The sequence below is a fragment of the Cohnella rhizoplanae genome (genome assembly GCF_948329515.1).
GTDB classification, from domain to species: domain Bacteria; phylum Bacillota; class Bacilli; order Paenibacillales; family Paenibacillaceae; genus Cohnella; species Cohnella rhizoplanae.
Genome location: NZ_CAOJCN010000001.1, coordinates 864,902 through 887,852 on the forward strand (window position 1 = coordinate 864,902; position 22,951 = coordinate 887,852).

Here is a 22,951-nt window from a genome sequence, read left to right on the forward strand (position 1 = left end):
TAGACGGCAAACCCTTCCTGTAATATAATCTTGTCAAGTTCATATGCGCGGCGGAGAAAAGGAGAGCACGCGACTCAGGTCCCTTAGGGGATGAGTTCGTGATATCCTTTTTTCTTTTTTTATTCAGATTGGACGGAGGACGCCCCATGCCATTCAGCCGACAGCGGATTCTACCGGCGGCGCGCAAGGTTAAGGATCTAGAGAAGCTGCTCGAACTGCCGTACGAATATATCGTGCTGCTCGACATGCACGTCGGACAGCTGCAGCCGATCGTGCAGCTCGCGAAGGCGAACGGCAAGAAGCCGATCGTGCACGCGGACCTCATCGAAGGCTTAAAGAACGACGAATACGCGGCCGAGTTCATCTGCCAGGTCGCGCGGCCGGCGGGCATCGTCTCGACACGGGCGAGCGTGATCGCCAAGACCAAGCAGAACAAGCTGCTTGCCATACAGCGGCTGTTCCTGCTGGACACCAACGCGCTGGAAAAGAGCTATACGATGTTCGAGCGGACGAAGCCCGACTATATCGAGGTGCTGCCCGGCGTTATTCCGCATATGATCGCCGAGGTGCACGAACGAACGGGCATTCCGGTCTTCGCGGGCGGCTTGATCCGTACGGCGAGCGACGTCGAACAGGCGCTTGCCGCGGGCGCTTCGGCGGTCACCACGTCCAACGTGGAGCTGTGGAAACACTACGAGAGCGGCATGCGATAGGGGGAGCGGTCATGGAAAAGCAAAACCGTTATATACTGGCGCTCGATCAGGGGACGACGAGTTCGCGCGCGATCTTGTTCGATAAAGGGGGCCATGCCGTCGCGGTCTCGCAGCTGGAGATCAAGCAGCACTTTCCGAAGCCCGGCTGGGTCGAGCACGACGCCAACGAGATCTGGCTGTCCGTGCTGGGCGTGATCGCCCGCGTGCTGACTGAAGCCGATATTCTGCCGGAGCAGATCGAAGCGATCGGCATCACCAACCAGCGCGAGACGACGGTCGTCTGGGACCGGCATACGGGTCGCCCGATCCATCGCGCGATCGTTTGGCAGTCCAGGCAGACCAACGATATCTGCGAAGCGTTGAAGCGCGAAGGGCTGGAGGAGCTGTTCAGACGGAGAACGGGGCTGCTCGTCGATGCGTATTTTTCCGGAACGAAGGTGAAGTGGCTGCTCGATCATGTCGAGGGCGCCCGGGAGATGGCGGAGCGGGGCGATCTGCTGTTCGGCACGATCGATACCTGGCTGGTATGGAAAATGAGTGGCGGCGCCGCGCACGTAACCGACTACTCCAATGCGTCCCGTACGCTGATGTACGACATCCATAAGCTCGATTGGGACGAGGAACTGCTGGGTATCCTGAACGTACCGCGCGCCATGCTGCCCGAGGTTAGATCGTCCTCGGAGATATACGCGCATACGGTCGACCACCATTTCTTCGGCCGCAACATTCCGATCGCGGGAATCGCCGGCGACCAGCAGTCGGCCTTGTTCGGGCAGGCCTGCTTCGAGAAGGGCATGGTCAAAAATACGTACGGCACCGGCTGCTTCATGCTGATGAACACGGGAGAGGAAGCCGTCGCATCGAAGCATGGGCTGCTGACCACGATCGCATGGGGGCTTGCGGGCAAGGTAGAGTATGCGCTCGAAGGGAGCGTATTCGTCGCGGGATCGGCGCTTCAGTGGCTTCGCGACGGACTGCGGATGCTGAAAAAGTCGTCGGACAGCGAAGCCTACGCAACCCGCGTCACGTCATCCGAGGGCGTATACGTCGTGCCGGCATTCGTAGGGATGGGGACGCCGTATTGGGACAGCGACATGAGGGGAGCCATCTTCGGCCTCACCCGAGGGACGACCAAGGAGCACTTTATCCGCGCGACGCTGGAGTCGCTGGCCTATCAGAGCAAGGACGTGCTGGACGCGATGGTCGCCGACTCCGGTCTCTCGCTCCGGAAGCTGCGGGTGGACGGCGGGGCCGTCGCCAATCAATTTCTGATGCAATTCCAGAGCGATCTGCTTGGCGCCGAGGTCGAGCGCCCCTCCGTCGGCGAGACGACGGCGCTCGGCGCCGCTTATCTGGCGGGCTTGGCCGTAGGCTACTGGCAGAGCAAGCAGGATATCGCGGACAGCTGGAGACTCGACCGTTCGTTTAAGCCTGCGATGCCCGAAGAGGAGCGGGACAGTCTATACGCGGGCTGGCAGAAAGCGGTTCGGGCCGCAATGGCTTTTAAGTAATAGCGCTTATCCGTTCTCGTGTACGATTACAAGTTCATAACCGGTCGGAGATCAGGAGAAACCACGATATCGGCCGCGCCATCATGGCGCGGTCTGCATCATCGTGGTTTTATTGCATTCGATACGACAGAAAGAAGGGCACAGACATGACTAGCGACTTTGCCGGGACGGTTCGAATAGCCAAGCTGAGGGAGATGGAAAACGAAATCTATGACGTATTGGTCATAGGCGGCGGCATCACAGGCGCGGGCATCGCGCTGGACGCGCAGCGAAGAGGGATGAAAACCGCGCTGATAGAGATGCAGGACTTCGCGGCCGGCACGTCCAGCCGGTCGACGAAACTGGTGCACGGCGGTCTGCGGTACCTCAAGCAGCTGGAGGTCAAGATGGTGGCCGAGGTGGGCAAGGAGCGGGCGATCGTATACGAGAACGGGCCGCATGTCACGACGCCGGAACGCATGCTCCTGCCTCTATATAAGGGCGGCACGTTCGGCAGGCTGAGCACCTCCTTCGGTCTGCGCTTCTACGACTTTCTGGCCGGCGTGAAGCGCGAGGAACGGCGCCGAATGCTGAGCGCTGCCGATACGGCGGCAATAGAGCCGCTGCTGAAGAAGGAGGGCATGCTCGGAGGCGGTTCGTACGTGGAATATCGGACGGACGATGCGCGCCTCACGATCGAGGTACTCAAAAAAGCGGCGGAGTCTGGCGCGACGGCCGTCAATTATGCGATGGCGGAGCGGTTCTTATACGACGACGAAGGCAAAACGACGGGCGTCCTGGCTCGCGAGCTGACCGGCGGGGGAGAACATCGAATACGGGCGCGCCGGATCGTCAACGCCACGGGACCTTGGGTTGACGAGCTTCGGGAGCTGGACCGGTCCAAGCACGGCAAGACGCTGCGGCTCACCAAGGGCGTCCACCTGGTATTCGACGGCGGCCGCTTCCCTCTCCGTCAGGCGATCTACTTCGACACGCCGGACGGCCGGATGGTGTTCGCGATCCCGCGCGACGGCAAGACGTACGTCGGCACGACCGACACCGATTATGCCGGAGATACGGCGCATCCCCGGGCGACGGCCGAGGACCGCGATTATCTATTGGCGGCGTGCAACGGCATGTTTCCCGGTGTGGGGCTCGACGGCCAGGACGTCGAGTCGAGCTGGGCCGGACTTCGGCCGCTCATCTACGAGGAGGGCAAGTCGCCCTCCGAAGTATCGCGGCGGGACGAGATCTTCGTATCGCCGTCCGGCCTGATCACGATCGCCGGCGGCAAGCTCACCGGTTACCGCAAGATGGCCGAGACGGTCGTCGACCGGCTGGCCGCCTCGCTCCGTGCCGAGGGACGCGGGCCCTATAGCCCCTGCACGACGAGAGAGCTGCCGATATCGGGCGGCGACGTCGGAGGCTCCGCGCGATATCCGCAGTACGTGCGCGCGGTCGCTGACGCAGGCGAGGTAATCGGGCTGCCTGCCGATGCGGCGCTGCGGATAGCAGGCCGGTACGGCTCCAACGCGCGCGCGGTATTCGAGCGCATCGCGCGGCGCGAGGAAGGCGAGGGGGGCGGACTGTCCGACGAAACCTACGGCATGCTAACGTACGCGATCGAAGCGGAGATGGCGGTCAAGCCCGCCGATTTTCTGATCCGGCGCACAGGCGCGTTATACTTCGACTTCGCCGGCACGCTGCGGAACCGGGATGCCGTCATCGACTACATGGCGATGAGCCTCGGTTATTCCGCCGGACAGCGGGAGGCGTACGCGGCGGAGCTGGAACGGGAGATGTCTGCTTCGCAAATCTTAGATTCGAACCGTTAAAAGTCTTCATGAACAGCCGCGTCTGGGGTAAGATAATATGAATCACAATAGCGCGAATCGCGAGGAACCGGCTAGGCGAGGAACGGTAAAGCGAGGAATCAGCACATGAAAATCTTGGTCGTGGCGGATACCCATATGCCGAGAATGAGCAAGCGGCTTCCGTCGGCGCTGCTTCGCGAGCTGACAGACGCGGCAGCCATTATCCATGCGGGCGATTGGACCCGGATGTCCGTATACGAGGCGCTCGCCGCTTATGCGCCGGTCTACGGCGTCGTCGGCAACAACGACGGGCCCGAGATCGCTGCCAGGTTCGGCATGCGCGAGCTGCTGACGCTGGACGGATGCCGTATCGGCGTCGTGCACGGCCACGGCGCTCCGCTGCGGACGAAGACGGAGGCGTACGCGCTGTCGGCGTTCAAGTCCGAAAAGCTCGACGCGATCGTCTACGGTCATTCACATGTGCCCATACTTCGCCGCGAACCTGCCGGCGGCATGCTGATTTTTAACCCGGGCTCGCCGACGGATAAGCGGAGGCAACCCCGGTATTCGTTCGGCATTATGGAAACGAAGGATGGGAAATTAAGCGCAAGGCACGTGTATTACACCGACAAGAGTTAGGCTGAAAATACGAACCAGAGAGGAGACGCTATGACCCATCCCATCTCGAAGACGGGCGCCGGCTGGCGATTCGACAACAGCTATGCGCGCCTGCCGAACTTCTTCTACACGAAAATCCCGCTGAATCCGGTCCAAGCGCCCCGGCTCGCGGTGCTGAACGTCCGACTGGCCGAGGCGCTCGGCCTTGATGAAGCGGCGCTCCGAAGCGACTCCGGCATTGCCGCATTCGCCGGCAACGCCGCGCCCGACGGCGCCGAGCCCCTGGCGCAGGCCTATGCCGGGCATCAATTCGGTCATCTGACGATGCTGGGCGACGGCCGCGCGCTGCTGCTGGGCGAGCAGCTCTCGCCTGACGGGTGGAGATACGACGTGCAGCTCAAGGGCTCCGGCCGTACGCCCTATTCGCGCGGCGGCGACGGGCGGGCGGCGCTCGGTCCGATGTTGCGCGAGTACATCGTCAGCGAGGCGATGCATGGGCTGCGCATACCGACGACGCGCGCTTTGGCGGTCGTGGAGACCGGTGAGCCCGTCTTCCGCGAGGACGAGCTGCCCGGCGCCGTATTGACCCGCATCGCCGCGAGCCATCTGCGCGTCGGCACGTTCCAATACGCCGCAGGCGCGGGAGGCGCGGATCAAGTCCGCTTGTTGGCCGACTACGCGTTGCAGAGGCATTTTCCCGAAGTCGCAGAAGGAGATTATCGGTCGCTGCTCGGCGCGGTCGTACGGCGTCAAGCTTCGCTGATCGCCCGGTGGCAGCTCGCCGGGTTCGTGCACGGCGTGATGAACACCGACAACATGGCGATCAGCGGCGAGACGATCGATTACGGCCCCTGCGCGTTCCTCGACGTCTACGATCCGTCTACGGTGTTCAGCTCGATCGATGCTCACGGGCGTTATGCCTACGAGAATCAACCGAAGATCGCAGGCTGGAACCTCGCGCGCTTCGCCGAGACCCTGCTTCCGCTGCTCCATGACGACGAAGAACGCGCGGTCGGCGTGGCAGAGGAGGAGATCGCGGCTTTCCCCGATCTCTATGCCGCGGATTGGCTGTCCGGCATGCGGGCCAAGCTCGGGCTTCCGGGCGAAGCGCCGGCAGACGAATCCCTCGCGCGGGACCTGCTCGAAGCGATGGCGGCGTACAAAGCCGACTACACGAATACTTTCGCGGCGCTCACGACCGGAGCGACGAGACAGACGCCCTTATTCGGATCGGATCCCTTCGCGCGCTGGCAGGACCGATGGAAGGACAGGGTCGGCGGTACCGACGAAGCAGCAGCGGCCGCGCGCCGCCGAATGCGGGACAGCAACCCGGCGGCGATCGCCCGCAATCACCGCGTGGAGGAAGCCCTTGAAGCCGCCGTAAGCGGCGACTACGCTGTCATGGACCGTCTGGTCGACGCGCTCCGCAATCCTTTCGAATATACGCCGGAGCAGGCCGAATACGCGGCGCTGCCCGATGCCTCCTCCGGCCCATACAGAACCTTTTGCGGCACCTAAGACATGTGTCTTGTCTATAGCCGCGGCGTTAAGCGCGGCCTCGTATAGCCCTTCCCGGAGACGGGAGGGGCTATTTTAGTTTTCCTTCACTCCAGCGGGTAAGGCTGCGATTGACATCCGAATCTAACTCTTATACTGTAAAACTTGGAAATCGCGCCTGAATCGGGAAGCTCTCCGTTCGCGGACCCGGTGGAAACGGAGGATACCCGCATGCATTTTATTTTAAGAGTGCTCATCAAGACGATGCATTTCAAGAATGCCTCGATCTTGATCGTCGCGCTCGCGTTTATTCTGTTTGCCGCGTCTTTGGCTTTGGTTTTGGAGCCCGACACCTACCACAATTGGTTTAACGCCTTCTATTGGGTGCTGACGACGATGTCGACCGTCGGCTACGGCGATTATTACGCGAAGACGGCGGCGGGCAAGGCGCTCACGATTTTTCTTTATATTTTCGGAATCGGGCTGCTCAGCTTGTTGATCGGCAAGGTCATCGATTCGATCGCATCCATTCAGAGGCAAAGGGAGGCCGGGCTGTTGAGCTACCAGGGCAAAGACCACTTCATCATCGTCAATTGGAGCAAAAAAGCGTTGTATGCCGTCGACGAGATCCTGGCCAGTCTGCCCGGGGCGGACATCGTCATCGTCGACGAATCCGACCGCCATCCGCTTCAGCGTCGCAGCAACGTACACTTCATCAGCGGCGATCCCTCGGCCGAGGAGACGCTGGGGCAGGCCAATCTGCGCGCCGCGCGTTCGGCGATTATTTTCGCGGATGCCCGTATCGACGAGGCTGCGCTCGCGGACGGCAAGTCGCTGTTGGTCGCCTCCAGCATCGAGCGGCTTGCGCCGGACGTGCATACGACGGTCGAGATCGTCCAGGAGAAGAACATTCAGAATTTTCGTTATATCAATGTCAACGAATTCGTGCTGTCCTATGACGCGATCTCGCGTCTGGCGGTTCGAGCCGCGCTGCAGGAAGGCAACGCGGAGATCTTCAGTCAACTGCTGAGCCGCGAGCATGGGGACGAGATCTACGAGATTTCCGTCGACAGAGGCTGGCGTACATATGGCGACGCATTCCATGCGCTGCTGAAGCGGGGCGCCACGCTGATCTCGGACCGCGGCGATCTGGGCGTGAATCGCAAGCTGGACCTGCCGATTCCCGCGGAGGCCAGACTCTATATCCTTGCGGATGAAGCGACGTATCGCGAGATCAAAAGCGCAGGTTACGGCGTTCGTTAAATGAAATCAAACGAATCAAAGAAGATCCATAGACGCGATCTATGGCTCTTCTTTGATCTATTAATTACCTTTATAGATAAGATTTGAATTATAGTGAGACGAGAGCGATAGACCAGAGGAGGAGAAACAATTGACCATCCGTTTTGATTACACCCACGCCCTTCAGTTCATGCAGCAGCACGAGGTGGATTACGCAAGCGAGTTCGTATCGGCGGCGCATCGCATGCTCCACGAGAAGAAAGGTCCCGGCGCGGATTATCTCGGGTGGGTGGATCTCCCCAGCCAGTACGACAAGGACGAATTCGCGCGCATCAAGGAAGCGGCTGCCGCCATTCGCGCCAACTCGGACGCACTGATCGTCATCGGCATCGGCGGGTCTTACCTCGGCGCCAGATCCGCGATCGAAGCGCTCTCCCATACGTTCCATAACCAGATGGAGGGCCGCACGCAGGTGTATTTTGCCGGCCAGAACATCAGCTCGACGTACCTGTCGCATCTGCTGGAGCTCCTTGAGGGCAAGGAGATCTCGCTTAACGTGATCTCCAAGTCTGGCACGACGACCGAGCCTGCGATCGCGTTCCGCGTATTGCGAGACTATATGGAGAAAAAGTACGGAAAAGAGGGAGCCCGCAAACGCATCTATGCGACGACGGACGCCGAGAAAGGCGCTCTGAAGAAGCTTGCGGACGAGGAGGGCTACGAAACCTTCGTCATTCCGGACGATGTCGGCGGACGCTACTCGGTGCTGACCGCGGTCGGCTTGCTGCCCATCGCGACGGCGGGACTGGACATCGATCGGATGATGGCGGGCGCCGCGGCGGCCGCGGATCGGTACAACGATCCGGACCTGTCGTCCAACGAAAGCTACCAGTACGCGGCGGTGCGCAACGCGCTCTATCGCAAGGGGAAGACGATCGAGCTGCTGGCGAATTTCGAGCCGTCCTTGCATTACGTGGCGGAATGGTGGAAGCAGCTGTTCGGGGAGAGCGAAGGAAAGGACCAGAAGGGGCTGTACCCGGCATCGGTCGACTTCTCGACGGATCTGCATTCGATGGGACAATACGTTCAGGAAGGGCGCAGGGACCTGATCGAGACCGTGCTGTCCGTTAAAAAAGCGCGCGTCGAATGGACGATCGAGGCGGACGGCGGCAATCTCGACGGTCTGAACTTCCTCGCGGGCATGACGATGGACGAAGTCAACCGGAAGGCCGCTGAAGGGACAAGGATCGCTCACGTGGACGGCGGCGTGCCCAACCTGATCGTCGAGCTGAATGAGCTGAACGAGTATACGTACGGGGAGATGGTGTATTTCTTCGAGAAGGCTTGCGGGATCAGCGGCCTGCTGCTGGGCGTGAATCCGTTCGATCAGCCGGGGGTGGAAGCTTACAAGGTCAATATGTTCGCGCTGCTGGGCAAGCCCGGCTATGAGGACAAAAAAGCTGAATTGCTAAAGCGCTTGTGAGAAGCATCGGCCGGCTGCAAGAATAAATAATAAACGAGAGGCCGCGGGTCGGCAGGACATTCCGTCATGGAATGCTCTGCCGTCCCGCGGCCTCTTGATTATGACTTGCCTTCGGAGAGCGCAGCGAATCTCGCATTGACGCCGCCTTGAACCCATCCGCCGTGATAACAGATGACGCCCTCGATGTCATACTGGCCGAGCTTGCCAAGCGAAGCCAGCGCCATGTCCATATCCGGCGTCACCCGCGCGTTCGGGCCGGACAACACGCCGTCCCGGGCGACCGTGGCATCTCCGGCGATCAGGGTCTTGGACGCGCGATGGTAGAGAGAGACATGTCCGGGCGTATGGCCCGGCGTGTGAATGACCGTCAGGCCGCCGCCGAACGGCAGCGTATCGCCGTCCTTGTACATCATGTCCACATTGGGGCGGACCGGGTGGAGGAAGGTCCGCTCGAACTGCGAGCGCACGTCCTCAGGCCATTCTTGCAAAAAGCCGTCCAGACGCTCCTGCGACAACTTCGCGAGCCGCTCCGTCCCGTTGATCGCGCCGGCGTCGTCCGGATGCGCGTATACGACGGCGCTGCCGTCCGTCTCTTCCAGGATGCCCGGCAGGCCGCCGATGTGATCCAAGTCTTGATGCGTGAGCAGAATGGCCCGCAACGGCCTATCCCCGACGCCCGCCTGCTTGGCAAGCGCCAACAGGGCGGCTGCCGATCCCGGCAAGCCCGTGTCGATCAGCGTCCACGAATCTTCATCGACCAGAACGGTCGGATGAATCGTCATCGATCCCAGATCCAACTCCAGCATAACGATACCTTCAGCGATTTGCATGCACGCGCCGGCTCCATACTCGACCGAATGTAGACGTCGGATTCCGGCTCCCTCCCTTTTCCTTGCATGATGAACTAATGAGTACAATATAAAACCCGCGCGGATCAAAGTCAAAATGGCCCGAAATGATAGAATACCGTATAAAATAAACCGAATCAGCAATCGAAACGCGCGGCGGAGCGGTCTACAATAAAGACGCATATCGCTTTTACATAAAAAATAGCGCATAAAGGGGAATAATGAATCATGTTAAAGGTTGGCGTAATCGGAACGGGCGGCATCTTCAAGTTCGCGCATCTGCCCGGATGGTTGTCCCACAAGGAAGTCGAGCTCGTCGCGTTCTGCGACGCTCACCGCGCTTCCGCGGAATCCGCGGCGCTCGCGTTCTCCGGAGCGAAGGTGTATGAGGATTATCGCGAGCTGATCGCCGATCCTTCGATCGATATCGTCGGCATCAGCACGCCGAACCTGTACCACTCCGAGATCGCCATCGCCGCGCTCCGCAGCGGCAAGCACGTGTTCTGCGAAAAGCCGGATGCCGTCAACGCCGACGAAGCGCAGAAAATGGCAGATGCGGCGCGAGAATCCGGCAGACTGCTGATGACGATGCGCAACAACCGCTTCAGCGAGGAAGCGAAGTTCATCAAGCGGCTCATCACCCAAGGCGCGCTCGGGGAAATGTACATGGGACGGTGCGGCTGGATCCGCCGGCGCGGCATTCCCGGACGCGGCGGTTGGTTCACGACGAAGGGACTGTCGGGCGGCGGTCCGCTCATCGACCTGGGCGTCCATATGATCGACATGGCCATGTGGACCGCAGGCAATCCGAAGCCCGTCACGGTATCCGGCTCGACGTACCGCAAGTTCGCGGACCGTCCGGATGCCTCCGGCAAGGTGCCGGAAGGTACGTTCGACGTCGAGGACCTGGCTGCGGGCTTCATCCGCTTCGACAGCGGCGCCTCGCTCCAGATCGAATTCAGCTGGGCTTCGAATATCGAGGAGGAGCAGAAATTCCTGGAGTGGCGCGGCACGGAAGGCGGTTTCAGCCTGATCAACGACAAGCTGAAGCTGTACACCGAAAAGGACGGCGTCCTGATCGACGAGCAGCCGCGCTTCCCGGATTCCCCCGTTCCTCAGCACACGGCGAATATCCGCCATTTCGTCGAGTGCGTACTCGGACGCGAGACGCCGATCTTCCTGCCCGAGCACGGCGTCGATATGATCAAGATCCTGTCCGCGATCTACGAATCCGCCGAACGCGGGCAAGAAATCCGTCTGTAATTGGATGAGGGAATGAAGTCGCTATAAAATCATAAGCCTCCGACCTTTGCCGTATGGCGAGGACGGGGGCCATTTTTTTAACAGGATGTCGGAAGGACTCTCCGGGCAAATTAACCTGGGTCCAAAAAACAATCGCCGGGAGTGAAACGTTGAAATGGGAATCCTTAGCGGAAATCCGAAGGACGAGCCGTTGCATTACGGCGAAGTGTACGACATCTGGCAAGCTTCTATGATGGCTAAAGGCTGCGTTTCCGGCTATCGCGCGCTGAAGCAGCATACGGGCGATCGGGAGCTTAAGAAAATCATCGACAAATGCATCGATCAAGCCGAGCTTGAAGGCAGCGAATGCGACAAGCTCCTGAAAAGCAACGGCATCGTGCCTCCGCCGGAGCTGCCGCAGCGCCCTGAAGCGAAGTTAGAAGAGATCCCGCTGGGCGCCCGGTTCTCCGACATGGAGATCGGGGCCATGATATCGGCCGACGTGGCGGTAGGGCTGGTCGCCTGCAGCCAGACGATGGGCAAGACGATCCGCGAGGACGTCCTCGCGCTGTTCGCCAAGTACCACGCCACCAAAGCCGCGATCGGCTTAAGCATGCTTCACCTCAGCAAAGAAAAGGGATGGCTCGTTCCGCCGCCGCTGCTCATCCAGCGTCCGGAAGCGGTCCACGCCTAAGGAGGCAGCCGCATGAAATTCGTGTTGAAATGGCTGGTGAACGGCGTGGTCGTAACGACCTTGCTGATGTACTATTCCAATGCGTCGTTCTGGGGCGCGGCGACGACGGCCACCATACTCACGATCATTGCCTACGTGCTCGGCGACCAGATCATTCTGCGTTCGACCAACAATCTCATTGCCACGATATCCGACGGCATCCTGGCTTACGTCGTGCTGTGGATTGCGGCATCCACGATGAACTGGACGATCAATCCGGGAGAAATTCTGGTTATCGCGCTGATTACCGCCGTGGCCGAATTTTTCATTCACCGGTACGTGTTCCAGACGAGGCTGTCTTACCAACGCGCGTAAACCAAGTTTGCCTTAGATCGCGAGGTGTCACGCATGAAGCCGAACGAAGCGGTGTGGGACGCGCTGGAAGACGTGATCGATCCCGAGCTTGGAACGAATATCGTGGATCTCGGTCTCGTGTACGGCGTGTCGGTCGACGAGGCCGGCAAGGCGACGATCGAGATGACGTTGACCGTACCCGAATGCCCGATGGCCGACGAGATCGTCAGCAGGACCAGGTCCGCCGCCGGAGCCGTTGCGGGCGTAAGCGACGTCGAGGTCGATCTCGTGTGGGAACCGAAATGGACGCCCGCCAGCATGAATGACCGCGCGCGCGAAGAAATCAGGGCCCATCATATGTCTTGACCGCAACTGTCGCCAGTCCTATCCCATATCTGCCTGCCTGAAATCCGCGCTTCGGCGCGGATTTTTATTTTGCGCTTCGCTATCGCTGACCGTTTCTGTCAGGGGTCTGCGCGTATACTCATGATCGTGAAGTAAATACGATGATGGGGGAATGGGGATGTTCACGACGATCGCCAGCTTTGCGCAAGAATGGAAAAGGGAGGCGGATATGACGTCAGGATTGCTCGATGCCTTGACGGACGGGTCGTTGGACCGGCAAGTGGCCGAAGGACGTCGCACGCTTGGCGGGTTGGCCTGGCACCTGGTGACTTCCATTCAGTTCATGGGTTCTCTCGGACTCTCCATCGACGGCCTCGGCGACGGCGAAGGCGGAAGTGGAAAATATTCCGCCGTGGAGCTCGCTGCGGCCTATCGAACGATCAGCGACTCCTTCTTGGCGGCGATTCAGGCGCAATGGACGGACGACGATCTGTCCGTCACGGTGCCGATCGCGGGGGAAGCATGGGAAAACGGCGCTTCGCTCCGATTCGCCCTGATGCATCAGGCGCATCACCGCGGGCAGATGACCGTCCTGATGCGCCAAGCCGGATTGCGTCCGCCCGGGCTGTACGGACCGACCTACGAGACCTGGATCGAGCAGGGCATGGCGCCTCGGGAGTGATTGTCTTACAATAGATTCGATCGAATAGCGCGACTGCAGATCGGGAGCGGGTTAACTCTATGACAAAAGCGGACAATATGCTGTCGATTCTGTGGATGCTCCGATCCGGCCGGCGCAAGACGGCGAAGCAGCTGGCGGAATCGCTCGACGTTCACGTGCGGACCGTCTACCGTTGCATCGATTCGTTATGCGCCAGCGGCGTGCCGGTCGTCGCCGATTCGGGTCCGAACGGCGGCTATACGCTCCTGAGCCGGTTCGCCGATTCGCCGCTCGTGTTCGACCCCGACGAGCAGAAGGGGCTTATCCACGCCGCTATCTTTGCCAGGGAAGCGGGTTATCCGCATTCGGATGCGCTGGAGCGAGCGACGGACAAGCTGAAGCGATACGCGAACGACAAGCAGCTGGACGCGCTAGAACGCCACGGCGCCGGGCTCTCGGTCATCTATCCGCCGATCGACGGCATCTATCAAGCCTATTTGCAGCTGCTGGAAGAGGCGGCGGGACAAGGCCGCACGCTGGAGATGGAATATGACAAAGGCAAAGGCGAGCCATCGCCTTCGCGCCTGTTCGATCCGTACGGCATCGTGTACTGGAAGGGAAATTGGTACGCCGTCGGGCGCTGCGGTTACCGCGAGGACGTCAGGAGCTTTCGGGTGGACCGCATACGCGGGCTGCGCGCGACCGATGCGCGTTTCGAACGCCCCGCCTCCTTTTCGGCCAAGGATCATCTGCTCTCGCAACTGCTTAACGGCGACGCGGGACCGGACGCCTTCGAGACGGTCCGGATTCGCGCGCAGGAGCAAGTGCTCAGCGAGCTATGCCGGCATTGGCTATTCGGGCATGCCTTGACGGAACGTTTGCCCGAGTCGGCCACGTTTCGCCTGGAACGCTCGACGCTATACACCTATGTTCCCTATTTCCTCATGCCGTACGGAACCGCGCTGCATATCGAGTCGGAGCTGTTGGTCGGGCGAATGAGGCAAGCATGCGCTAAACTGCTTGCGCATTACGACGCCACGAAGCATATTCATTCAAACGATAGAGAGGAAGATAAACGATGAGCAAATTCGCCATGTTCGGCAAACTGACGGCCTATCCAGGCAAAAGGGAGGAGCTCGCCCGCATGATGCTGGAATCGGACGAGACGCTGACCGGGATGGAAGGCTGCATCTCCTATATCATCCATGCATCGGAGGAAAACGAGGACGATCTTTGGATTACGGAACTCTGGGTAGACAAAGAGGCGCATGCCGCTTCGCTGCAGAATGAGGCGGTGCGCGCGCTCATCGGACGATGCCGGCCGTTAATCGCGGATTTCGGCGGCATCAAGGTAAGACCGCTCGGCGGGAAAGGATTTTGAAGGATTTGATGATGCGCGTTTAGCGAAGTCCTGGATGGATCCCCGTATGAACCGTCTATCATTTTTCTTCTATTGAACGGGAAGAGACGCCGATCTATGATAGCTATAGAATCGAACGCGGCAGCGACGGCAGCCTCAAGGCCGGTCGCGGCGTCATCGAAGGCGGTCATCTCGAACCGGGAGGCGGTAAAATGAAAATGCGCAACGGGGCGATCTTGGCCCTGCTTGTCATGACGGTATTAAGCGGATGCAAAAACGGCGGGGAAAACCTGACGCCGGAGCCGACGCCCGAACCTACGGCGGAGGACGCGATCGCCGCCTACCTGGCGGAGTGGCGGCAGCTCGATTATGCGGGCATGTACGCGATGCTGACGCCCGACGCCAGGAGCAAGCTGACAGCCGAGCAGTTCGCCGAACGCTACGGGAAAATTTACGAGGGCATCAAGGCGGACAAGCTCGAGGTCGAGAACGTATCTCCGGCGCTCGCGAGCTCGCCTGCCGATGCGACGGGAACCGCTGGGCCGGTCGTGCAGAAATTCCAGTATGAGGTCGATATGGATACGGTTGCCGGACCGCTCGCGTTCAAGCACGAAGGTACGGCCAGGAAAATACAGGACGGAGAGACGCAGCAGTGGCGGATCGACTGGGACCCGTCGATGATCTTCCCCGATATGGAGGAAGGGGACAAGGTACGCGTACAGACGCTGGCCTCCGAACGGGGCGAGATCGTCGACCGCACGGGCGAAGGGCTGGCGGTCAACGGCACGGCGCCGCAGCTCGGCATCGTCCCCGGACAGCTCGGCGAGGAACCCGCGGCCGTCAAGGCCCAGGTGGCCAACAAGCTGGGCATCACCGTGGCGGACGTCGACCGCAAGCTCGGCGCGTCGTGGGTGAAGCCGGAGCTGTTCGTCCCGATCGGCATCGTGGACGAAGCCGACATGGATGCGTTTCAGAACGCGCCGGGCGTCGTCTTCCAGCAGAAGAAGCTGCGCGTCTACCCGCTCGGGGAAGCCGCGGCGCATCTGACCGGCTACGTCGGGGAGATCAATGCGGAGCAGCTCGAGCGACTCAAGGACAAGGGCTACAAGACCGGAGACATGATCGGTAAAGCCGGGCTGGAGCAGGTGCTCGAGGATAAGCTCAGAGGAACGGACGGGGTCGTCGTGGCCATCGAGGATTCGGGCGGCCAGCGCAAGGCGGTTCTGGCGGAGAGACCGGCGGTGCCGGGCACGTCATACCAGCTTACAATAGACGCAGGGTTGCAGAAGACGATCTATGAGGAGATTAAGGCCGACGCCTCCTCGGCGGCCGCGATCGAGCCCAAGACAGGCGAGGTGCTGGCGCTGCTCAGCAGTCCGTCCTACGACCCCAACGCCTTCGCGCGCGGACTGTCGAACAAGCAGTATGCGGCCTGGAACGACGATCCGCGGCATCCGTTCCTGAACCGGTTCTCCAAAGGCTACGCCCCGGGCTCCTCCTTCAAGATCGTCACGGCCGCGATCGGCGCGGACGCGGGCACCCTGCATCCGGAGGAGGCGGTGGCCATCTCGGGTTTGAAGTGGACCAAGGACGGCTCATGGGGCAGCTACTACGTGAAGCGGGTCCATGCGGTGAATCCAGTCGATCTGTCCAAGGCGCTCGTCTATTCGGACAATATCTACTTCGCCCAGGCGGCGCTCGCGCTGGGTAAGGAGAAGTTCGCCGAGGCGGCCGCGAAGTTCGGCATCGGCGAAGCGATCCCGATCGCCTACCCGCTCGCCGAGTCGCAGCTGTCGAACAAGGGCATTAAGAGCGAGATCCAGCTCGCGGATTCGGGCTACGGGCAAGGCGAGGTGAGCATGACATCGCTCCATGTGGCGCTGGCGTTCTCCGCGATCGTGAACGGCGGCGATATCGCCTATCCGCGGTTGACGCTGGAGGCAGACCCGCAGACGCCTCCGGCTTGGAAGGAAGCCGCGATGACGCCGGAGACCGCGGAGCTGCTGAAGAAGGATCTCGTGCAGGCGGTCGCAAGTCCCGAAGGCGTCGGTCACGGCGCATATATCCAGGGCGCGGCCATCGCAGGCAAGACGGGGACGGCCGAGCTCAAGGCGAGCAAGGGCGCCGAGGGCGAAGAGAACGGCTGGTTCGTCGGTTTCGACGCGAACGATCCCCGGCTGCTTTTGTCCGTCATGATCGAGAACGTCCGGGGACGCGGAGGCAGCGGGTATGTCGCGCCGAAGGTCAAACGTATTTTTCAGCAAGCGATGAGAGGCTAAGCACGAACCCTTCGCCGCGCACGTTTTCGATGGAGAGGACGGGATCCGTATTTTTGCGGATGCGGTACATAAGGGGGCCAGGTTGTGAATCGCTCAAGAATCGGGGGATACGGAAATGAAAATCATCGTGCTGGACGGTTATACGCTTAATCCGGGCGATCTGTCCTGGAGCGGATTCGAACGTCTCGGTCAGGTAGAGGTCTACGATCGGACAAAGCCCGAGCTGGCGGAGGAAAGGGCGCGCGACGCGCGCATCGTACTCACCAACAAGACGCCGGTCCGCGCGGAGCTGCTGTCAAAGCTGCCGGCGCTGGAATATATCGGGGTGCTCGCGACGGGATACGACGTGGTCGACGTGCGAGCCGCAGACGAGCGAGGCATCGCGGTCACGAACGTGCCCGGCTACGGAACCGACTCCGTCGCGCAGTCCGTGTTCGCGCTGCTGCTCGAGCTGTGCCAGCATGCCGGACTCCACGATCGTTCCGTCAAGTCCGGGGACTGGGCCAAGGGGCCGGACTTCAGCTACTGGAAAACGCCGCTGACGGAGCTGAGCGGCAAGACGATGGGCATCGTCGGCTACGGCCGGATCGGGGAAGCGGTGGCGCGCATCGCGCATGCCTTCGGCATGAAGGTCGCCGCCTACAAGCGGCATCCGGACGGGCCGCCTCCCTTCGCGGGCTTCGAATGGACGGCGCTGCCCGTGCTGCTGGAAAAGTCGGACGTCGTAAGCCTGCACTGCCCGCTCACGGAGGATACCGTGGAGCTGATTAACCAAGACAGTCTCGCGCGTATGAAGCGGTCCGCCTTCTTGATCAATACGGCGCGCGGCCGCCTCATCGCGGAGCAGGACCTCGCGGATCGCCTGAATGCCGGCGGCATCGCGGGAGCCGGGTTGGACGTACTCTCCGCTGAGCCGCCGCCCGCCGACCATCCGCTCCTGACGGCCGCCAACTGCATCATTACGCCGCATCAGGCATGGGCGACGCAAGAGGCGAGGGAGCGGCTGATGGCCGCAGCGGTCGCTAATCTGGAGGCGTACCTGGCGGGGCAAGCGATCAATCGCGTTGTTTAAAAGATACTCTAGTGCAGCCTCGGCGGATCAACATCGCGGGTACGGCTTCGATCTAGGCGACGGACGGCTTCACCGGCCTCCGTACGGCGGTAAGGGATGGGGCATCCGCCCAAGATCTGGCCGGGATACGTATAGACCGATACCGCCGCCTCGGTCCCATGTCAGCAATCGAGAAGAAACGCCGTCTTGCTCATCATGGTAGACTGAGAACGTCCGCAATGGAAACCATGAACGGAGGAAACGGTTTGAAGCTATCGCATGTACGTCTGCTGGCGCCGAATATCCATGAATGCTTTTTGTTTTACCGCGACACCCTCGGACTCGAGGTCCGATACGGGGATGAAACGACGCCGTTCGCCGAGTTCGCGACCGGCGACGTGAGCTTCGCGCTCGAGCCGCCGATGGCTGGCGACCCGGCGGAGAAGAGGCAGCAGGCGCAGCCCTTCAGCGGCCGCGATCAGGTAGCGCTGGTTTTCCGCGTGGAGGACGTCGACGCCGTCTACGAAGATCTGCGCGCGAAGGGCGTTCCGTTCGTTCAACAGCCGCGCGATACGCCGGAATGGGGACATCGGGTCGCCTATCTCCGCGATCCCGCCGGCAACGTGATCGAGCTGAACCAGGGGATTTAAATTTAATGTGGTTAATCGTAAACGAGCATGCGGACGGCTACAGCGTCCTGCATGCTCTTTTTCTTGCGCCGTCCTACAATCCTCACTTGACCAACCCGATAAAGGCATGCGCCGCGCTGGACAGCGGCATATTTCGCATCGTTAATAATCCGACATGCGAGGGAGGAAGCGGGACTTCCAGCTTCACCTCGAACAGGGATCCCTCCTCGAGCTCCTTGGACACGAACTCCCGCGTTACATAAGAGATGCCGAGACCGCGCCGCGCGAACTCGATGAGCAGGTCGACGCTGCCGACCTCGATCTCCGGCTTGATCGAATAACCGTAGCTCTGGAAGAGCTCGGCGATCGTCATCCGCGCGCGGCTGTTGCGCGAGAACAGAATGATCGGATACTGAAGGAGCGCTTCGAGAGAGAGCACCTCGTGCTTCAGCGCCGCATACCTGGCGCCGGCGACGAAGCAGTCCTGCAGCTGGAAGCTCTCCGTCACCTGGAGCTGCGGATCGACGATCGGCATGCGCACGACGCCCAGATCGATCCTGCCTTCCTTCAGAAAGGTAATGACCTCCGGCGTCGTACCGTGGTTCAGATGCAGCTTCACGCCGGGATGGCGCTCATGGAACTGCTCCAGATACGGAAGCACGTAATGCTTGAACAGGGAATCGCTGCCGCCGATCCGCAGCTCTCCGCTGTCCAGATTTTTAAGCGCGGCCATTTTCTCCTCCGCGAGCGAGATTAGAATCTGCGATTGCTCGATGTAGGAATAGAGTACAGAGCCTTCGGGCGTGAGCTCGACGCCCTTGGAGTTGCGGTAGAAAAGCGCGACGCCGAAGTTCTCCTCCAGCTGCTTGATCGCGTGACTCACGCTCGGCTGCGTTAGATACAGCGTTTTGGCCGCCTGCGTCAGACTCCCCGTTTTCGCCGCCCAATAGAACACCTTGTACAGCTCATAATTGTTACCCATAGACATGGTCTATATCTCCTGTGAAATATATTAATTACTTGTATGGCTTCATTTCGTATTATAGTGAAATTACAAAAAAGAAACCAGAGCGGATCCTCGCTCTCTGGAAGGAGAAGGAAGATGGAGCCGACTACCTTTGTATTGTTCGGGGCGACCGGAGATTTGGCCAAGCGCAAAATCTACCCCGCCTTGTATAACTTGTTCGTCCGCGGCAAGCTGCCGCAAGCCTTCTCCGTCGTAGGTCTGGGCCGAAGGGAATGGACCGACGAAGTATTCCAGGCCGCCGTCGAACGGTCGCTATACCAATTTTCCAGAACCGAGCCGGCCGACGAAGCGCAGCTGAATGCGTTTTTGGAGGCGTTCCGGTACAGCGTGCTCGATATCGGCAAGGAGGAGGACTACCGGAAGCTGCTGGCGCTCGTCGAATCGCGCGAAAAAGCGCTCGACATGCCGCCGAACAGGTTGTTCTACCTGTCCGTCGGTCCCGAGCACTTCGAGCCGATCGCCGACAACATCCGCAATAGCGGATTGGGTTCGGCCAACGGCTGGAAACGCCTCGTCATCGAAAAGCCGTTCGGACACGATCTGAAATCGGCACGCGCGCTGAACGCCAAGCTTTCCGAATCGTTCGCAGAAGAAGAGATCTTCCGCATCGACCACTACCTCGGCAAGCCGGTCGTGCAGCGCCTCGAATCGCTGCAGCAGGCCAACCCGGTCATTCAGGCGCTATGGACCAACCGCTACATCGCGAACGTGCAGATCACGGCGAGCGAATCGGTCGGCGTCGAGGAGCGGGCGGGCTATTACGATCACGTAGGCGCGATCCGCGACATGTTCCAGAACCACCTGCTGCAGCTGCTCATGATGGCTGCGATCCATCTGCCGTTCGACAGCACCTCCGAGAAGGTCCGGTTCAAGAAGAAAAAGATCATGGAGGCGCTCGTCCCCGTGCAAAGGGACGAAGTAAGCGCGCACCTGGTCCGCGGACAGTACGCTGCAGGCAGCATGGGCGGGAAGCCCGTCGCCGGTTACAAGGAGGAACCGGGCATCGCGCCTGACTCCAGGAACGATACCTTCATCGCCGCCCGATTGCGAATCGACAACGGCGACTGGCGCGGGGTTCCGTTCTACATCCGCACCGGCAAGCGCATGAACAAGAAGTCGACCCGCATCGTCGTCGAATTCAAGGAACCGCTGAAGCAGGCGTGGTCGCAGTCCGAGGACGGCGTAGCGCCGAACCTGCTCGTCATCGAGATCGGTCCCGGCGAGAGCATCACGCTGCGACTGAACAACAAAGAGCCCGGCGCGCACGGCGGCTTCAAGCCGATCCATATCGATCTCCATTCGACGCCTTCCGACTCGCCGGAAGCTTACGAGAACTTGATCGGCGACGCGCTGAAGGGCGATCCGACGTTCTTCGCGCATTGGGACGAGGTCGAGCTGTCCTGGGAATGGGTGCAGCCGGTGCTGGACGCCTTCGAGGCAGACGAGGTGCCGCTGCGCGAATACGCGGCGGGCAGCCGCGGACCCGCCGAGTCGGACGCCCTGCTGGCGGAGGACGGCTATCACTGGTGGTTCGACGACGAGAACGACGCTACGCCTAATTCCGAAGGAAAAGAAGGAGCAGATTATGCCTACAACGCAAACGCAAACCATTGAACAGCTGTCCGTCGATACGATCCGCACGCTGTCCATCGACGCTATCAACGCGGCCAACTCGGGTCACCCCGGCCTGCCGATGGGAGCGGCCCCGATGGCTTACGCCCTCTGGTCCGAACACCTGAACCACAACCCCGCGAACGCCAAATGGTTCAACCGCGACCGCTTTGTGCTGTCGGCAGGCCATGGCTCCGCCTTGCTGTACAGCCTGCTGCACCTGTTCGGTTACGGCGTGTCCATCGAGGACCTCAAGCAGTTCCGCAAGCTGAACAGCCTGACGCCGGGGCATCCCGAATACGGTCATACCGACGGCGTGGACGCGACGACCGGGCCGCTCGGACAGGGCGTGGCGATGGCGGTCGGCATGGCGATGGCCGAAGCGCATCTCGCCGCCAAGTTCAATCAGGCGGGCTTCCCGGTGGTCGACCATCATACGTACGCGCTCGTCGGAGACGGCTGCCTGATGGAAGGCATCTCGTACGAAGCGATGTCGATGGCCGGACACATGAAGCTGGGCAAGCTAATCGTGCTGTACGATTCCAACGACATCTCGCTGGACGGCGCGCTTAACCTGAGTTTCGGCGAGAACGTGCAAAAGCGGGCGGAATCCGCGAACTGGCAGTACCTGCGCGTCGAGGACGGCAACGACCTGGCAGCGATCTCCGCGGCCATCGCGGAGGCGAAGCGGCATGACGATCGGCCGACGCTGATCGAGATTCGCACGATCATCGGCTACGGCAGCAAGGCGGCCGGCACCAACAAGGTTCATGGCAATCCGCTCGGGCTGGAGGAAGCCAAAGCGACGAAGCAAGTCTACGGCTGGCATTACGAGGAAGAATTCACCGTGCCGGACGAGGTCCGCTCGCACTTCGAGCTGCTGAAGCGGCAGGGAGCGGCAAAGGAATCCGTTTGGCAGAATCTGCTGGACGCTTACGGCGAAGCGCATCCGGCGCTGGGCGCCGAGCTCGGACGCGCGATCCGTGGAGAAGCGGCGATCGAGGACGCGGACATCCTCACGTTCGAGGCGGGCAAGTCGATCTCGACGCGCGTCGCGAGCGGCGAGGCGATCAACCACTTCGTCCAAAAAGTACCTTCGATTTTCGGCGGCAGCGCGGATCTGTCCCACTCGACGATGACCGACATCAAGGGCGAGGCGACCTTCGCGATCGATTCGTATGCAGGCCGCAACGTATACTTCGGCGTCCGCGAGCATGCGATGGGCGCGGCGGGCAACGGCATGGCGCTGCATGGCGGCGTGCACGCCTTCGTCAGCACGTTCTTCGTATTCAGCGACTACCTGCGTCCGTCGATCCGGCTCGCGGCGCTGCAGAAGCTGCCTCTCGTCTACGTCTTCACGCATGACTCGATCGCGGTCGGCGAGGACGGCCCGACGCACGAGCCGGTCGAGCACCTGGCCGCGCTGCGCACGATTCCGGGTCTCACCGTCATCCGTCCTTCCGACGCCAACGAGACGGCGAGCGCCTGGGCTTACGCCTTGTCGCAGCAGGAAGGACCCGTCGCGCTCATCTTGAGCAGGCAGAACCTGCCCGTATACGAACAGACGAGCGCGAACCGCGCGCAGATCGCGAAGGGCGCCTACGTCCTGACCGAGACGAACGCGCAGCCGGACCTCGTCCTGATCGCGACCGGCTCCGAAGTATCGCTGGCCGTCGGCGCGAAGGCGGAGCTCGAGAAGGAAAACGTCTCGGTACGCGTCGTCGCGATGCCGAGCAGAGAGCTGTTCGACCGTCAACCGGAAGCCTACAAGCAATCCGTGTTGCCGGACGCGGCGTCGAAGCGAGTGACGATCGAAGCCGGCATCTCGCTTGGCTGGGACCGCTATGCCGGCCGCGACGGCAAGGTAATGGCCATTGACACGTTCGGCGCATCCGGCGCGGGCGGAGCGGTCATGGAACACTTCGGATTCTCCGTCGCGAATGTCGTGCGCGTCGCTAAGGAATTGCTCAATTAACCTAAATTCGTGAATCAATCAAAATCACCTTATGGGGGC

The 22,951-nt window shown here is 60.9% G+C and carries 21 protein-coding genes; 19 read left to right on the forward strand and 2 right to left on the reverse strand.

What is annotated here, in order from left to right:
- The first annotated feature begins 146 nt into the window (after positions 1–146).
- The 7 genes from PQG80_RS03925 (at position 147) to PQG80_RS03955 (ending at position 8,857) form a co-directional block, all read left to right on the forward strand.
- Complete coding sequence (locus PQG80_RS03925) at positions 147–713, forward strand: glycerol-3-phosphate responsive antiterminator (RefSeq protein WP_271749817.1); 567 nt, start codon at positions 147–149, stop codon at positions 711–713.
- Between the two features lie 11 nt (positions 714–724).
- Complete coding sequence (gene glpK / locus PQG80_RS03930; protein WP_271749818.1) at positions 725–2,224, forward strand: glycerol kinase GlpK; 1,500 nt, start codon at positions 725–727, stop codon at positions 2,222–2,224.
- A gap of 146 nt (positions 2,225–2,370) precedes the next feature.
- Complete coding sequence (locus tag PQG80_RS03935; RefSeq protein ID WP_432432712.1) at positions 2,371–4,038, forward strand: glycerol-3-phosphate dehydrogenase/oxidase; 1,668 nt, start codon at positions 2,371–2,373, stop codon at positions 4,036–4,038.
- Between the two features lie 105 nt (positions 4,039–4,143).
- On the forward strand, positions 4,144–4,656 hold the full coding sequence (locus PQG80_RS03940; RefSeq protein WP_271749819.1) for a metallophosphoesterase family protein: 513 nt from the start codon (positions 4,144–4,146) through the stop codon (positions 4,654–4,656).
- Positions 4,657–4,686: 30 nt separating this feature from the next.
- Positions 4,687–6,153: a protein adenylyltransferase SelO gene (locus PQG80_RS03945; RefSeq protein WP_271749820.1), complete on the forward strand. Its 1,467-nt coding sequence runs from the start codon at positions 4,687–4,689 to the stop codon at positions 6,151–6,153.
- A gap of 210 nt (positions 6,154–6,363) precedes the next feature.
- Complete coding sequence (locus tag PQG80_RS03950; RefSeq protein WP_271749821.1) at positions 6,364–7,395, forward strand: potassium channel family protein; 1,032 nt, start codon at positions 6,364–6,366, stop codon at positions 7,393–7,395.
- A gap of 130 nt (positions 7,396–7,525) precedes the next feature.
- A complete protein-coding gene (locus PQG80_RS03955) occupies positions 7,526–8,857 on the forward strand; it encodes a glucose-6-phosphate isomerase (protein ID WP_271749822.1) in 1,332 nt (443 codons plus the stop codon).
- A gap of 98 nt (positions 8,858–8,955) precedes the next feature.
- On the opposite strand, the gene PQG80_RS03960 is transcribed toward PQG80_RS03955, so the two are convergent.
- On the reverse strand, positions 8,956–9,687 hold the full coding sequence (locus PQG80_RS03960; RefSeq protein ID WP_271749823.1) for an MBL fold metallo-hydrolase: 732 nt from the start codon (positions 9,685–9,687) through the stop codon (positions 8,956–8,958).
- A 246-nt stretch (positions 9,688–9,933) separates the two neighbouring features.
- Here PQG80_RS03960 and PQG80_RS03965 point away from each other — a divergent pair, with 246 nt between their 5' ends.
- The 10 genes from PQG80_RS03965 (at position 9,934) to PQG80_RS04010 (ending at position 18,320) form a co-directional block, all read left to right on the forward strand.
- Positions 9,934–10,968, forward strand: coding sequence for a Gfo/Idh/MocA family protein (locus PQG80_RS03965; protein ID WP_271749824.1), 1,035 nt, complete (start codon positions 9,934–9,936; stop codon positions 10,966–10,968).
- A gap of 154 nt (positions 10,969–11,122) precedes the next feature.
- A complete protein-coding gene (locus PQG80_RS03970) occupies positions 11,123–11,641 on the forward strand; it encodes a DUF3231 family protein (RefSeq protein ID WP_271749825.1) in 519 nt (172 codons plus the stop codon).
- A gap of 12 nt (positions 11,642–11,653) precedes the next feature.
- A complete protein-coding gene (locus tag PQG80_RS03975) occupies positions 11,654–11,995 on the forward strand; it encodes a DUF2512 family protein (protein ID WP_271749826.1) in 342 nt (113 codons plus the stop codon).
- 33 nt (positions 11,996–12,028) lie between these two features.
- The gene (locus PQG80_RS03980; protein ID WP_271749828.1) at positions 12,029–12,340 is read left to right on the forward strand and encodes a metal-sulfur cluster assembly factor; all 312 of its coding nucleotides are present in this window, start codon (positions 12,029–12,031) and stop codon (positions 12,338–12,340) included.
- Positions 12,341–12,497: 157 nt separating this feature from the next.
- Positions 12,498–13,001 (forward strand): DinB family protein, encoded by a 504-nt coding sequence (locus PQG80_RS03985; protein WP_271749829.1) that lies wholly within the window; start codon positions 12,498–12,500, stop codon positions 12,999–13,001.
- Positions 13,002–13,060: 59 nt separating this feature from the next.
- Positions 13,061–14,062 (forward strand): helix-turn-helix transcriptional regulator, encoded by a 1,002-nt coding sequence (locus tag PQG80_RS03990; protein WP_271749830.1) that lies wholly within the window; start codon positions 13,061–13,063, stop codon positions 14,060–14,062.
- Positions 14,059–14,361, forward strand: a complete 303-nt coding sequence (locus tag PQG80_RS03995) for a putative quinol monooxygenase (RefSeq protein ID WP_271749831.1) — start codon at positions 14,059–14,061, stop codon at positions 14,359–14,361. Before PQG80_RS03990 ends, PQG80_RS03995 begins: the two co-directional genes overlap by 4 nt.
- A gap of 191 nt (positions 14,362–14,552) precedes the next feature.
- Positions 14,553–16,619, forward strand: coding sequence for a penicillin-binding transpeptidase domain-containing protein (locus tag PQG80_RS04000; protein WP_271749832.1), 2,067 nt, complete (start codon positions 14,553–14,555; stop codon positions 16,617–16,619).
- Positions 16,620–16,734: 115 nt separating this feature from the next.
- The gene (locus tag PQG80_RS04005) at positions 16,735–17,691 is read left to right on the forward strand and encodes a D-2-hydroxyacid dehydrogenase (protein WP_271749833.1); all 957 of its coding nucleotides are present in this window, start codon (positions 16,735–16,737) and stop codon (positions 17,689–17,691) included.
- 245 nt (positions 17,692–17,936) lie between these two features.
- A complete protein-coding gene (locus PQG80_RS04010) occupies positions 17,937–18,320 on the forward strand; it encodes a VOC family protein (protein WP_271749834.1) in 384 nt (127 codons plus the stop codon).
- 82 nt (positions 18,321–18,402) lie between these two features.
- On the opposite strand, the gene PQG80_RS04015 is transcribed toward PQG80_RS04010, so the two are convergent.
- Positions 18,403–19,281 carry a LysR family transcriptional regulator gene (locus PQG80_RS04015; RefSeq protein WP_271749938.1) on the reverse strand — a complete coding sequence of 293 codons (879 nt, stop codon included), beginning with the start codon at positions 19,279–19,281 and terminating at the stop codon, positions 18,403–18,405.
- A gap of 120 nt (positions 19,282–19,401) precedes the next feature.
- Here PQG80_RS04015 and zwf point away from each other — a divergent pair, with 120 nt between their 5' ends.
- Complete coding sequence (gene zwf, locus PQG80_RS04020) at positions 19,402–20,940, forward strand: glucose-6-phosphate dehydrogenase (protein WP_271749835.1); 1,539 nt, start codon at positions 19,402–19,404, stop codon at positions 20,938–20,940.
- Positions 20,912–22,912, forward strand: a complete 2,001-nt coding sequence (gene tkt, locus PQG80_RS04025) for a transketolase (RefSeq protein WP_271749836.1) — start codon at positions 20,912–20,914, stop codon at positions 22,910–22,912. Before zwf ends, tkt begins: the two co-directional genes overlap by 29 nt.
- Positions 22,913–22,951: the final 39 nt, after the last annotated feature.

Coding starts and splice junctions, on each gene's coding strand:
- PQG80_RS03970 (WP_271749825.1), top strand. CDS start 11,123: ATGGGAATCCTTAGCGGAAATCCGAAGGACGAGCCGTTGCATTACGGC.
- PQG80_RS03945 (WP_271749820.1), top strand. CDS start 4,687: ATGACCCATCCCATCTCGAAGACGGGCGCCGGCTGGCGATTCGACAAC.
- PQG80_RS04005 (WP_271749833.1), top strand. CDS start 16,735: ATGAAAATCATCGTGCTGGACGGTTATACGCTTAATCCGGGCGATCTG.
- PQG80_RS03995 (WP_271749831.1), top strand. CDS start 14,059: ATGAGCAAATTCGCCATGTTCGGCAAACTGACGGCCTATCCAGGCAAA.
- PQG80_RS03925 (WP_271749817.1), top strand. CDS start 147: ATGCCATTCAGCCGACAGCGGATTCTACCGGCGGCGCGCAAGGTTAAG.
- PQG80_RS03975 (WP_271749826.1), top strand. CDS start 11,654: ATGAAATTCGTGTTGAAATGGCTGGTGAACGGCGTGGTCGTAACGACC.
- PQG80_RS03990 (WP_271749830.1), top strand. CDS start 13,061: ATGACAAAAGCGGACAATATGCTGTCGATTCTGTGGATGCTCCGATCC.
- PQG80_RS04015 (WP_271749938.1), bottom strand. CDS start 19,281: ATGGGTAACAATTATGAGCTGTACAAGGTGTTCTATTGGGCGGCGAAA.
- PQG80_RS03965 (WP_271749824.1), top strand. CDS start 9,934: ATGTTAAAGGTTGGCGTAATCGGAACGGGCGGCATCTTCAAGTTCGCG.
- PQG80_RS03960 (WP_271749823.1), bottom strand. CDS start 9,687: ATGCAAATCGCTGAAGGTATCGTTATGCTGGAGTTGGATCTGGGATCG.
- tkt (WP_271749836.1), top strand. CDS start 20,912: ATGCCTACAACGCAAACGCAAACCATTGAACAGCTGTCCGTCGATACG.
- PQG80_RS04000 (WP_271749832.1), top strand. CDS start 14,553: ATGAAAATGCGCAACGGGGCGATCTTGGCCCTGCTTGTCATGACGGTA.
- PQG80_RS03985 (WP_271749829.1), top strand. CDS start 12,498: ATGTTCACGACGATCGCCAGCTTTGCGCAAGAATGGAAAAGGGAGGCG.
- PQG80_RS03935 (WP_432432712.1), top strand. CDS start 2,371: ATGACTAGCGACTTTGCCGGGACGGTTCGAATAGCCAAGCTGAGGGAG.
- PQG80_RS03980 (WP_271749828.1), top strand. CDS start 12,029: ATGAAGCCGAACGAAGCGGTGTGGGACGCGCTGGAAGACGTGATCGAT.
- PQG80_RS03940 (WP_271749819.1), top strand. CDS start 4,144: ATGAAAATCTTGGTCGTGGCGGATACCCATATGCCGAGAATGAGCAAG.
- zwf (WP_271749835.1), top strand. CDS start 19,402: ATGGAGCCGACTACCTTTGTATTGTTCGGGGCGACCGGAGATTTGGCC.
- glpK (WP_271749818.1), top strand. CDS start 725: ATGGAAAAGCAAAACCGTTATATACTGGCGCTCGATCAGGGGACGACG.
- PQG80_RS03950 (WP_271749821.1), top strand. CDS start 6,364: ATGCATTTTATTTTAAGAGTGCTCATCAAGACGATGCATTTCAAGAAT.